The organism is Candidatus Polarisedimenticolaceae bacterium (genome assembly GCA_036275915.1).
Taxonomy (GTDB): domain Bacteria; phylum Acidobacteriota; class Polarisedimenticolia; order Polarisedimenticolales; family DASRJG01; genus DASRJG01.
Genome location: DASUCV010000022.1, coordinates 105,331 through 117,984 on the forward strand (window position 1 = coordinate 105,331; position 12,654 = coordinate 117,984).

The window sequence follows — 12,654 nt, forward strand, 5'->3', positions numbered from 1 at the left end:
TCAGGCGAGCTGCTTGAGCGTCGATTCGAGCTGCGGGCGCATCGGCGAGTCCGGGACGAGGCGAAGGTACTCTCGGATCTCGGCGGCGGCGCGCTTCGGCTCGCGATGCGAGCGCAAGAGCACGATCGCGAGGTCGAGGTGGGCGTCGCCGTTGTCCGGCTCCAGCTCGATCGCGCGCGCGAACGAGGCGATCGCCTGGTCGATCAGCGGGCCGGGATCGGGCACGGTCTCCGCCTTCGAGGCGAGCGTCGTGCCGATCCCGAGGTGAACCCGCGCGGCGCGCGGCGTCAGCGCCTCCGCGGCGTGGAACTCTAGGAGCGCCTCGTCGAACCGTTTCTCCTCGAGCAATCGCTGCCCTCTCAGCCCGTGGAGATTCGCCGCCGCGCTGGGGTCGGTGAGCGCCGGGGACGCGGCCAAGGCCCGACGCTCGTACGCGTCCGCCTGGCGCGTCCGGTCCGCGGCGAGCGCAGGGCTCGCCGTCTCCTGCGCGAGCGCCCGTAGCGTCGCGGCGGCGTTCTGGAGCGCCTCGGCGTGCCCCGGATCGCGGTCGATGACGCTCCGGAGCTGCGCCAGCGCGGCGGTGTTCAGCGCCTCGCGCCGCCCGGCGTCGGTCTCGCCTCGCGCGCGGGCGGCGAGGACGACGCCGAGCCCTTCGGTGGCAACGAGGTCGTTCGGCTCGAGGGCGAGCGCCTTCCGGAGCGCGTCCTCCGCCCGTACGAGATCGCCGGCGTCGAGCGCAAGGCCGCCCTGGATCGACCACGCGTCGGCCCGCGACTCGAGGTCGCCGCTCGCGAGCGCCGCCTCCGCGTGCGCGCGGGCCTGGCCCTGGAGCACGGCGCGCGAGGCGGCGTCGTGCTCGCCCTGTGCGAGCACGCGCTCGGCCTTGGCGAGCGTGCGATGCGCCTCGGGGTACGCCGGATCGATCGCGAGCGCGCGCTCGGCGAAGCGGCGCGCCTCCGCCATCTCGCCGCGCGCGTAGAGCTCCGCGGCGTAGCCGCCCGCCGCCTTGCACGAGCGCGGCGCGGTCAGGACCGTCGCCGCGAAGAGGGTGCGGTTGTCGGACCAGGCGGGAACGCGGGCGACCGTTCTCCCCGCCCCCGCGAGAACGAGCGCGCCGCCGAGGACGGCCGCGACCCACGGCGCGCCGAGCCGGCGCCCCACGGCGGCGATCGCGACCGCCGCCGCGAGGCAGATCCCGGCGGACGGGAGGTAGAGGAGACGCTCCCCGAAGATGGTGCCGATCGGCAGGACGAGGTTCGACGTGAGGAGCCACGCGAGCAGGAAGAACGCGAGACCGAACGCCGCCGCCGGCGATCTCCGGCGCAGGACGATCGCGGAGGCGATCGCGGCCGCGAGGAGGAGAAGGCACGCCGCGGTTCCGAGGTCGAGGTGCGTCGCGAGCGGGATCTCGTCGTAGGAGTAGTCGGCGGAGAGTATCCGGGGGAAGACGAGAAGGCGCACCGCCTCCCCGAAGACCCGGACCGGCGTGAGCACCCGCGCCGCTCCCGCCGCCGATGCGACCGGATTGTCGACGTCGAGAACACCCGGGGGCGGAGGGGTCGTGCCGGTCCACGACCCGAGGACGTACGCGCGCGCCCCGAGATAGACCGCGGCGCCCACGACGAGCGCGACGAGGACGCGGCGGACCGCCGGACGCCTCCACGCTTCGCGCCCCTCGTAGGCAACCCACACGCAAGCGATCGCCGGCACGACGATCGCCTGCTCTTTCGCGGCGAGGCCGGCGAGGAGCGCCACGCCTGCCGCGATCGCGTTCCCCTCCCCGTCGTCGCCTCGCGCGGCCCGCACGACGGAGCGGAGCGCGATGAATGCGAAGAACGCGGCGACGAGCTCGGCGCGTCCGACGATCCCGAGGACCGCCTCGCCGTGCACGGGATGCACGGCGAAGAGCGCCGCCGCGAGCACAGGCACGGCGACGCCGCCCTCCATCGCGGCGAGCAAGAAGAAGAACGCCACGCTCGCCGCGGCGTGCCAGAGCAGGTTCTGGAGGTGGAACGGCGCGGCCGAGTTGTCCGGCAGACGCACCGGCACCGGCGCCGGCAGACGTGCGAGCGGGTAGTCGACCGCGAACGTCGCCATCGTGAGCGGGCGCCAGAGCAGGCTCTGCGGCCGCCTCCCGTCCCACCAGTCGGTCGCGAGCATCCGCCCGGGGTGCGCCCACGTGCGGATCCGAGCGTTCTCCGCCACGAGCGGGATGTCGTCGAAGGTGAAGCCATGACGGACGGAGGCGACGTACGGAAGAACGGCCAGGAGCGCGATGGCGGCGCCGAGGAGCGCCCTCGAACCGGTGCGCGGCATCGGCGGATAGTAGATGATGGCGCGCCATGCGTCGCCCCGGTCCGAGAGGACGAAACCTCGCCACCGCAGCGGCGCCCCTCGCGGTCCTCGGCGTCGCGGCGGCGTTCGCGCTCCGGAAGCTCGACGACTTCGATACCTTTTGGCACTTGGCCGCCGGCCGGTTCATCGCACGGCACGGGATTCCCGAGACCGACGTGCTTTCGCACACGGTCAGGGACCATGCGTGGATCAACCTGCAGTGGGCGTTCGACGTCGCGATCTACGCCCTCCACGCCGCCGGCGGATTCGCGCTCCTCTCCGTCGTCTCGGCGGTCGCGTTCACGGGGACCGCGTGGCTCGTCCTCCGTCTCGTGCGCCCGCACCTCGGGGACGTCTTGGGCGCGGCGCTCGTCCTCTTGGCGATCCTCGTCGCGCAGGACCGGTTCAACGTCCGGCCCGAGATGGCGTCGTTTCCCCTGCTCCTCGCGGTGCTCGCCGTCCTCGAGCGCGCCAGGAACGACGACGGACGCGGGGCGCTCTGGCTCGTCCCGCTCATGCTCGTCTGGGTCAACGTGCACGCCCTCTTCATCGTCGGTGCCGTCGCGATCGTCTGCGCGATGGCGGGCTCGCCGTCAAGGCGCCTCGCGATCGCGGGCGGGAGCGCGCTCGCCGTGACGCTCGTCAACCCGTACGGCTGGCGCGGCGTCGCCTTCCCCCTGAAGCTTCTCTCGCGGATCGACCGGTCGAACCCCGCGTTCCAATCGATCGCCGAGTTCCATTCGCCTTTCGCTCCGGACGTCTTCGGCGTCGCGGTGAACGCGTACAAGGCGACGCTCGTCCTCGGGATCGCGGCCGTCCTCTCGGCGCTCGTGCTGCGCTGGCGCGCCGGCCTCCGGCGGCTCGCGGCGTTCGACCTCGGCGGCGTCGCCTTCTTCGCGGCGCTCGTGGCGCTCTCGGTTCTCGCACGGAGGAACCTGGCGCTCCTGGCACTCGGCGGCGCGCCGATGATCGCGCGCTCCGGTGCCGTGCTCGTGGCCTCGGCCGGCGAGCGCGGGCGACGGTGGGAGCGTCCCCTCGCCGCCGGTCTCGTCGCCGGCTCGCTCCTCCTCGCCGGCCTCGTCGTCACCGGATGGTTCTACCGTGCGGACGATCAATGCCGTGCGTTCGGAACCGGCGTCATCGACGGGTGGTTCCCCGAGCGCGCCGCCGCTTTCGCACGCGAGGCGCAGCTCCCGGGGACGCTCTACAACGATCTCGCCTCGGGAGGCTACCTGGCGTGGGACGACCCGGTCGGCGGAGGCGTCTTCATCGACGGCCGCCTCGAGGTTTACGACACCGAGTTCTATGACCGCTACGTGGATGGGATGTACGACCAGGCGCTCTGGAACCGCGAGGCCGCCCGGTACGGCGTCCAGACCGTCATGCTCTTTCATCACTGGGACAACCGGCGCCAGCTCTTGAAGCGCCTCATCGACACCGGAGCCTGGGCGCTCGTCTACGCCGACGAGTCCGCCGCGATCCTGGTGCGGCGGCAGGGCAACGACGTGGTGCTGGCCCGGGCCGACGCGCTCCAAGCCGTCTGGAACGGGCGCACGAAGGCCTGGCTCGAGCGACCGGCCGGAAAATACACCTTCGATGCCGGCCGCGTGGAAGGGACGCGGGCGTTCGCGCGGCTCCTGGCGGTGCTGGGCGACGGGGACGGGTCGGTCGAGGAATACCATCGGCTCATAGGCCTGGGGATCACACGGCGGGAGGAACGGGAGGTCCGCCTCAGCCTCGCCCGGTACTTCCGTGAGGTCGGGAGGCGCCCGGAGATGAGGCAAGAAGCGGGCCGTGTCCTCGAAATCGACCCCGGCAACGACGAGGCGCGGTCAATGCTGGAGCGGGATTGACGAGTTCGAAGTTATTTGGCGTTCCACAGGATTCCGGAGAGTCCCGACAACGCCAAAAGTGGTTGACTTATGGCCGATTAACGGTATTTCCACAAGGTGTTTCGGCGTAGAGCCTCATCAGGGGTTCCCGGGAGGAATCATGGGTAGAGTTCTCACTCGAATCGTGGTCGTCGTGTCGGCTTTCGCGCTGGGGGGCCTGGCGCTCGCCGATGACGCCACAGCGCCCCAGAAGGTCCAAGGCGACAAGGAACTGCAGAAGCGCGGCGTCGTGTCGGTCACCGACGCGAATGGCACCCCGATCGACCTGCGCGGCAGCGCGGCGCCTCCGAAGCCCGAGACCGCGAAGCACAAGGTCACCGGGGCCGACGCCGCGGTGCCGACGATCCAGCGCGGCCAGGCGTGGTGGCCGTATGCCGAGCCGCTCGCCCGCCCTGCGGTCTCCGCCCGCACCGCCGCGACCCTCCGCGAGGAGGAGATCGACGTCAACGGCGTCGTCACGATCGACGTTCGCGATCCGCAGGCCGCGATGCAGAAACTCCCGAAGGAGCTCCTCGTCGATCAGAGCCGCCAGACCGGCGTCGACGCCGGCTATTACCTCGTCAAGATCCGCGGGCTCTCCCGCACGCAGCATGAGGTCGACGCGCTCGAAGGGGCCGGTGCGGTTCTCGGCGAGTACCTCAACGTGAACACCTACATCGCGAAGATCCCCACCGCCTCCGTCGAGGCGGTCCGGGCGCTTCCGTTCGTGACCTACGTCGGCGACTACCAGCCGGCCTACAAGATCAGCCCGCTGCTCGGCCTGCAGGACGTTCCGGTCAGCGAGGCCTACGACCAGGCGACCGGCCGCGAGCTTCCGTGGGTCCTCGAGATCGTGCTCCACAAGGGCGCGACGCCCGAAGACGTCCTGAGCGGGCTCGCGCGGCTCAGCCTCTTCCCCGATCGCAACGCGGACATCTTCGGGAACGATGCCGTCCGGCTGATCCACGTGCGGTCGGCGCCCGACTTCATCCCGATGCTCGCGCAGATCCCCGGCGTCAAGTGGATCGCCGAGAAGCCGTACCCGCGACTCCTCGCGAGCGGGACCTCGCCGAACGTGAACCCGATGCTCCTCCAGAACAACGGCGTGTTCACCACGAACAAGCTTACCGGCTGGAAGCTGTGGAACGCCGGCATCGACGGCAATCTGAACGGCACGGCGCAGATCGTCACGATGATGGACACGGGCCTCAACACGAACGCGTATCACTTCTCCCAGGACACCGTGACCGCCGGAACGCTCGGCGCCGCCCACCGCAAGGTCGTCGGCTACGACGTCTACGGCGGCGACCAGTGCGTCAACAACTCGATCACGGCCGACGGGGGCCACGGCACCGAGACGTCCCAGCACGCCGTGGGCTCGATCTCGAACATGTCGACGAATCCCGACACGGTCCACACGCCCAACGAGAACTGGGACGACGGCATCGCGCGCGACGGCAAGGTCTACTTCCAGGACATCGGCAACGCGGCGGGGACGCTCAATCCCCCGGTCGACCTCGGCCCCGCGATCACCGCCGCGATCGCCAAGGGCTCGTTCATCCAGAACCACTCGTGGGGCGCCGCGACGGCCACCTACGACTCGCAGGCGAGCCTCCTCGACACGGCGATCTTCAACAATCCGAACTTCATCGTGACCGCATCGGCGGGCAACAACGGCATCCTCGGCACCAGCACGATCGACGACGTCTGCACCGCGAAGAACTCGATCTGCGTCGGCGGCGCCGACCCGGGCAATCCGAACCTGCTCTTCGAGAACTGCGCGTGGGACGGCACGGCGGGCACCTGCTCGGGGAACGACCTGGGCTCGTCGCGCGGCCCGGTCCTCACCTCGGGCCGTGTCAAACCCGACATCGTCACCTACATGGCGAACTGGACCAGCATCGGCGGCGAGTTCGAGGCGGTGAATCTCTCGCACCAGATGTGCCAGACCGACGCCACGAAGACCCCGTACTGGGACTACGTCAACAACAGCGGTGTGGGTGGAACCTCCTTCTCCGCGCCCGAGACCGCCGGTCTCGCCGCGCTCGTCCGTGACTACTTCCTCTCCGGCTTCTACCCGTCCGGCGCGGCGACGCCCGCGAACGCGGTCACGCCTTCCGGCTCGCTCGTCAAGGCCGTCATCCTGGCGTCCGGCGAGAACATGGGCACGACCGGATGGCCCGACACGGGGCTCTTCCCTTCGATCCTCCAGCGCTACAGCTCGGACGTGGGCTTCGGCCGCGCGAACCTGCCGGCCGCACTCCACATCGGCGCGGGCGCGCCGTTCCTCTGGATCCAGAACAACGACAACTTGGGTGACGGCAGCACCAAGAAATTCTTTTACACGATCAACAACAACGCGACGCCGCTGCGCGTCATGCTCGTCTGGTACGACGCCGCGGGGAACGCTCTCCAAAAGGACGCCGATCTGAAGGTCATCGTCGGCGCCAACACCTACCTGGGCAACGTCCTCAGCGGCGGTTGGAGCACGACCGGCGGCAGCGCCGACCGCGCGAATACGACCGAGGGCGTCTTCCTCGACTCGGCGCACGGTCTGCCGGCCTCGGGCACGGTGGAAGTCGACGTCGTCGGCTTCAACGACCCCGCCGGGATGAACTACTCGCTCGTCGTCGTGGGCGACGTCGCCAGCCAGTCGGTCACGCAGGTCTCCTTCGACTCCTCGAAGTACTCCTGCAATAAGACGATGAACATCACGGTCAACGACACCGGCGCGACCTCGCCGGTCTCGGTCACCGTGACGAGCCGTGATTCCGGCTCGAACGTCATCGACACGAAGCTCGTCTCGTGCTCGGGATCGAACGGCGAGTTCAACGGCTCGATCATCGCGGGAAGCGGGATCACCGTCGCCGACGGCGGCACGGTCACCGCGACCTACGCCGCGGCGACCCCCTCCGTCGCCAACATCGTCTGCAAGCTGGCAGCGGGAGACGGCGGCTACATCCTGAACGGCGGCTGCGACAACTCGGCGGCCGGCACCGACCAGGTGGCCGGCCCGCTCACGAACAGCGGCCAGAACGAGTTCTACACCCGCTACATGGACGCGGGCGAGAACACCGCCTACACCTTCGGGTTCACCAACCAGACGGGCGCGCCGCTCTCCGACGTCTACGTCAACCTCAGCTTCTCCGGACCGGGCGCCGGCAAGATGACGGTGCTCAACAACCCGGTCCACGTCGGCGCGGTCCCGGTCGATGCCCTCACCGGCGCCGTCTTCCAGGTTCGCACCGACAACACGACGACGGGCCTGACCAGCGTCAACATGGACTTCGACATCACCTCCACGCCCGACGGATTCACGACCCCGAAGCGCCTGACGCAGGTCCAGCTCCTCCAGGCGAACGACGTCATCGTTCGGGAGAAGCAGTGCACGACGTTCAACACGTCGCTCGGGACGTTCTTCGAGTCCACCGTGAACGGCCACCCGACCAACCCGTGGAAGTGGATCGGCTCGGCGACGGCGCCTTCGACGGTCGGCAGCGAGAACCGCGTCGACGGCATCTGCAGCAACAACACGGCGAACGCGGGCGCGATGATCGGAAACTCCGCGATCACCTCCGGTAACAACTTCACCGGGAACGCGGACTCGGTCATCCTCCAGCGGTTCCAGCCGCTGCTCCTGGGGAACGGGCCGAGCGGCCAGCCGTACCACTACGCGTGGAAGTGGCACTCGTTCTATCACGCGTCGGAGACGAACGGAGCGACCACCGGCGTGTGGGGCGCGTTCTACAACGACCAGTGGAACCAGGCGGTCAATCCGACCGGCGATCAGGCGACGAACTTCCCGATCTCGCTGGCCTACTTCTACCAGACGGTCTTCGATTATCCGTCGGGCGTGGTCGGAAGCTGGAATTGGGAGCTCTCGAACACCGGTACTCCGGACGATCCGCGACTGAGCGCCACCTCGACGCCGGTCGCCGCACCGAACCAGATCTTCATCACCTTCAACAACGTCACGGGCCTCGCCTCGGCGAGCACCTGGTTCTCGTACGGCCAGGAGCACGCCGATCTCACGGTCTTCGGCGGCACATCGACCGTGTTGACACGCCGTGACGTGGCGTTCGACAACGACAACCTGGTCTACGACGAGTACTACGCCGCAGCGCAAACCGGAGCCTCGTGCGCCTCGCCCCAGGTCGGGCTCGTCGCCTTCGACCGCTACGCCTACAACAACTGTCCGACGTCCCAGGCGGTCATCAGCGTCACCGACGCCAACGCCGTCGGCCCGCTGACGGTGACGGTGTCGAGCCCGGGAACGGGTGACACCGAACAGGTCACGCTCACCGGCTCGGCGCCCTACTTCACCGGGACGGTCAATCTCTCGACCGACACGATCGGAGGTGTCAACGACGGCACGCTCCTCGTGCTGCCGAACGAGACCATCACCGTCGCCTACACCGATGCCTCACCCGCCGCCACGAGCACCGCGTCGGCCCAGATCGGCTGCACCGGCGGCAACGTCGTCCTCGTCTCGCACACGCAGGTGTCGGACAACGGGGACAACGACGGGATCCCGGACAACAACGAGACGGTCACGATGGATCTCACGATCCAGAACAACGGCGCGACCGACCTCAACAACGTGAAGGTCGAGCTGCTCAGCCACTCGGCCAACATCGACTGCGTCGGCGACGCGCAGGCGCTCTACGGCACCGTCGCGGCCGGCGCGACCGCCACGAACCCGCCCAGCGATCGCTTCAAGTTCCACGTCGCCTCGTCGGTGGCGTGCGCGGATTGGCAAAACGCGCCGAAGGGGCAGTTCACCGTCCTCATCACGGCCGACGGGGTCAACGGGGCGCAGGCGCTCCAGACCTTCACGCTCGATCTCGATCTCGACAACCAGAGCGGCGGCGCGTACACCTTCAGCCAGAACTTCACTACGAACCCCGGCTGGCAGACCGGGACGGTGCCGTCCGACAACGGACCGTCGTGCGACACCAATCCGTACGTCAACGACTTCCACTGGTGCGCGGCCTGCGGCAACGCGGGCGGCGGCTACGGTGCATGGATCGGCAACGCGGCGTTCGGCACGGCCGGTCAGAACTACACGGCGGCCTACGAGAACGCGGCTCTCTACTCGCCGATCTTCACGGCGAACGGTCCGACGACCCTGCAGTTCCAGGTCGCCTATCGGACGGAGCCGACCTTCGACGGCGCGATCGTGCAGTACCAGTTGAACAACAGCGGCTGGACCCTGCTCGGCTTCACGACTCCGGCGCAAGCCGCGACGACGGCCAGCAACTTCTGCAGCCCGATCGCGGCGAGCACCGTGGCGTGGACGGGGAACGGCGTCTCGTGGACGACCACGAACATCGCCAACATCCCATCCGCCAACGGCAACACCCTCCAGTTCCGCTGGAGACTCGGCGGGGATACCAGCGTCAACGGCACCAGCTTCGGCGGATTGGGTGTCGACAACGTCACCATCACGAACCTCCTGCAGACGCAGGTGTGCGAGCCCACGCGCAACACCCTCCTGCCCGGCTGCTCGGCCTGCGCGAGCGCGCCGGACGGCACACCCTGCGACGACAGCAACCCGTGCACGCAGACCGACACGTGCCAGAGCGGCGCGTGCGTCGGGTCGAATCCGGTGCCGGTACCGGGCGACGTCGGCAACACGGTGCAGGTCAACAAGTCGGGCACAGACGCCAACCTCAGCTGGACGGCGGCGTCGAACGCGACGACGTCGGACGGCTTGCGCGGCAATCTCTCGGCGCTCCCGGTCGGTCCGGGCGGCGGCGACGAGCTGTGCTTCCCCGGCATCGGCGGGACGTTGCTCACCGACACCGCCGTCCCCGCTCCAGGAACCGGCTTCTGGTACCTCATCCGTGGCCACAACTCGTGCCAGGGCGGAGGCACCTACGGCAACCAGGGCGTGAACGGCTCGCCGGGCGCGCTTCGGGTGAGCACGACCTGTCCGTAGAGAAGTCGACAGTCGACAGTTAGCAGTCGACAGTAAGTACCAAGGGCCCGCGGCGCGAGAGCGCCGCGGGCCTTTTGTTGTCTGTAGACAACCCCTTCGGATGAGAGATCGAGACTGACCAGCGACGTCGCGCTGTACGTTCGGGCCATGCGATTCCCCGGCACACTCACGAGACGCGGCAAGTTCTGGATCCTGGGGATCCCGGCTTTCGATGCGAAGACTCAGGGCCGGACGAAGCGCGAGGCGCTGTCGATGACGGAAGATCTCCTCGAGACGATGGTCGATGCGGAAGGATTCAAAGCGACGGCATACGCGACCGGGCCGGACTCATTCGAAATTGAAGGCAACAAGACCGGCGTGATGATCCGGTTACTTCTTCGAAGGCAACGCGAGCGCCATGGCCTAAAGGTCGCGGATGTGGATGAGCGACTAGGGAGGAAGAACGCCTACGCCCCGTACGAATACGGCTGTTTCAAACCGACGGTCGAGAAGTTGGAGCAGTTGCTTCAGGCGATTGCGCCGGAGTTGAAACTCGTCTTGCAAATCAAGCTTGCGCCGATGGTTCGCCGCTAGCGTGCCTACTTCTTCCCCGCCGTCCCCTTCTTGTTCAGGATCTCTTCCATCGCGTCGATCGTCTTGTTCATCTCGCGCATCGCGGCCGCGAACGGCTCGGGTGTCGCCATGTCGACGCCGGCGTCCTTGAGCATGTCGTAGGCGTACTTGGACGAGCCGGAGGAGAGCATGCCGAGGTAGGCGTCGCGCTTGGCGGTCGAGGCCGGCTTGGCGGCGGCCTCGGCGCGGATGCCATCGGCGAGCTTGGCCGAGGCGATCATGCTGGTCGCGTACTGGTAGACGTAGAAGTCGTAGTACATGTGCGGGATGTAGGCCCACTCGGCCTTGTAGGTGTCCTTCACCTCGCACACGCCCTGGTCGTGGCCGTAGTACTCGCGCAGGAGCTTGAGGTACAGCTCCGACACGTTGTCGCCGGTCAGGGGCTCGCCCTTGGCGACCATCTCGTGGACGCGCAGCTCGAACTCGGCGAGGAGGCCCTGGCGGAAGAGGGTCGTGCGGAGGCTATCGAGGTAGCTGCCCAGCAACGAGAGGCGCTCGTCGTCGGTCTTCGCCTTCGCGATCATCGAGTGGACGAGGAGGTTCTCGTTCAGCGTCGAGGCGACTTCCGCGATGAAGATCGGGTAGTCGTGCGTCGCGTAGGGCTGCGCCTTGTCAGCCAGGTAGGTGTGCATCGAGTGGCCGGATTCGTGGGCAAGGGTCGAGACCTCGTCGTAGAGGCCGGTGAAGTTCTGGAGCTGGAACGGATGCGTGCCGTAGGTGCCGGTGCTGTACGCGCCCGAGCGCTTGCCGGGGCGCGGGAACCAGTCGATCCAGCGGCTCGCGAAGCCCTGGCGCAGCGCGTTCTGATAGTCGGGGCCGAGCATCGCGACGGCGTCGAGCGTGGCGGCCATCGCCTCTTCTGGGGTGAAGCGGCGGTCGACCTTGCCGACGATCGGCGCGTAGAGGTCCTCGTAGCCGAGCTTGTCTAGACCCATCATCCGCTGGCGGAGCTTCAGGTAGCGGTGGAGCGTGCCGAGGTTGGCGTGGAGGTCCTTGATCAGCTCGTTGTAGACGGCCGTCGGGACGTTGTCGTTGAACAGGGCCTCTTCGAGCGACGAGTCGTACTTGTGCATCTTGCGCGAGAACTCGTGGGCCTGGACGCCGGCGCCCAGCGCGGTGCCGAGCGTGCGCGTGTAGTCGCCATAGGTGCTCCAGAATGCCTGGAAGACCGCGAGTCGGTCGGCACGGTTCGCGACGGCGCGGTACTTCGTGTAACCCTGGGCGTCGAGGCGGACCTTCTCACCGGTCGAGAGCGTGACGGTGGGGTACGGGAAGTCGGCGTTGACGAAGACATCGCGGATCGACTGGCCTGTTCCCTGGACGATCCTCGATTCGGCGAGGATGCGCTCGGACTCGGGGTCGAGCGTGTGCGCCGCCCGCCGCAACACGTCTTCGAGCGGCTGCTTGTAGACGGCGAGGCGGGACTCGGAGGCGACGAAGCCGCGGATCTTGTCGGCGCCCACGGCCTGAAGCTCCGGATTGACCCAGGAGGTCGCCGCGGCGAACGCCGTACCGGCGAGGCGCGCCTGGTCGTTCATCTGCTGCATGCTCGAGACCCGAGTGTCGAGGTCGAACGACATGCTCGCGTAGACGCCGACCTTGGAAAGGCGCTTGCCGACGTCGGAGATCAGGTCGAGACAATCGGCCAACGCTTTCGCGGAGTCGCCGAGGTGGCCCTTGCACATCTCGATCTTCGGCAGATCGGCGACGGTGGCGTTCTTCGCCGCGGCCCACGCCTCCTGGTTCGGGTACAGGTCGGTCAGGTTCCACGTGTACTTGGGATCGACCGGCCTCCCGGCCTCGTCGGCGGCGAATGCCACGGGGGCGGTGAGCGCCAGTACGAGCGAGAGTCCGAGCATTCGACGCGTCATGGGAGTCCTCCGGGCCCTCAGAAGA

Annotated in this window: 5 protein-coding genes; 3 read left to right on the forward strand and 2 right to left on the reverse strand. The window is 68.3% G+C overall.

Annotated features, from left to right (window positions below):
* A complete protein-coding gene (locus tag VFV19_17305) occupies nucleotides 1–2,316 on the reverse strand; it encodes a hypothetical protein (GenBank protein ID HEX4826059.1) in 2,316 nt (771 codons plus the stop codon).
* Nucleotides 2,317–2,342: 26 nt separating this feature from the next.
* On the opposite strand from VFV19_17305, the gene VFV19_17310 reads away from it, so the two are divergent.
* The 3 genes from VFV19_17310 to VFV19_17320 all read left to right on the forward strand — a co-directional run bounded on the left by VFV19_17310 (nucleotide 2,343) and on the right by VFV19_17320 (nucleotide 10,719).
* The gene (locus VFV19_17310; GenBank protein ID HEX4826060.1) at nucleotides 2,343–4,187 is read left to right on the forward strand and encodes a hypothetical protein; all 1,845 of its coding nucleotides are present in this window, start codon (nucleotides 2,343–2,345) and stop codon (nucleotides 4,185–4,187) included.
* 139 nt (nucleotides 4,188–4,326) lie between these two features.
* The gene (locus VFV19_17315) at nucleotides 4,327–10,146 is read left to right on the forward strand and encodes a hypothetical protein (GenBank protein HEX4826061.1); all 5,820 of its coding nucleotides are present in this window, start codon (nucleotides 4,327–4,329) and stop codon (nucleotides 10,144–10,146) included.
* Between the two features lie 147 nt (nucleotides 10,147–10,293).
* Nucleotides 10,294–10,719, forward strand: coding sequence for a hypothetical protein (locus tag VFV19_17320; GenBank protein HEX4826062.1), 426 nt, complete (start codon nucleotides 10,294–10,296; stop codon nucleotides 10,717–10,719).
* Between the two features lie 5 nt (nucleotides 10,720–10,724).
* Here the strand turns inward: VFV19_17320 and pepF are convergent, their stop codons facing one another.
* Nucleotides 10,725–12,629, reverse strand: a complete 1,905-nt coding sequence (pepF, locus tag VFV19_17325) for an oligoendopeptidase F (protein ID HEX4826063.1) — start codon at nucleotides 12,627–12,629, stop codon at nucleotides 10,725–10,727.
* Nucleotides 12,630–12,654: the final 25 nt, after the last annotated feature.

Bases quoted from the DNA above. Each gene is read 5' to 3' on its own strand.
- pepF (HEX4826063.1), bottom strand. From the start codon at position 12,629: ATGACGCGTCGAATGCTCGGACTCTCGCTCGTACTGGCGCTCACCGCC.
- VFV19_17320 (HEX4826062.1), top strand. From the start codon at position 10,294: ATGCGATTCCCCGGCACACTCACGAGACGCGGCAAGTTCTGGATCCTG.
- VFV19_17305 (HEX4826059.1), bottom strand. From the start codon at position 2,316: ATGCCGCGCACCGGTTCGAGGGCGCTCCTCGGCGCCGCCATCGCGCTC.
- VFV19_17315 (HEX4826061.1), top strand. From the start codon at position 4,327: ATGGGTAGAGTTCTCACTCGAATCGTGGTCGTCGTGTCGGCTTTCGCG.
- VFV19_17310 (HEX4826060.1), top strand. From the start codon at position 2,343: ATGCGTCGCCCCGGTCCGAGAGGACGAAACCTCGCCACCGCAGCGGCG.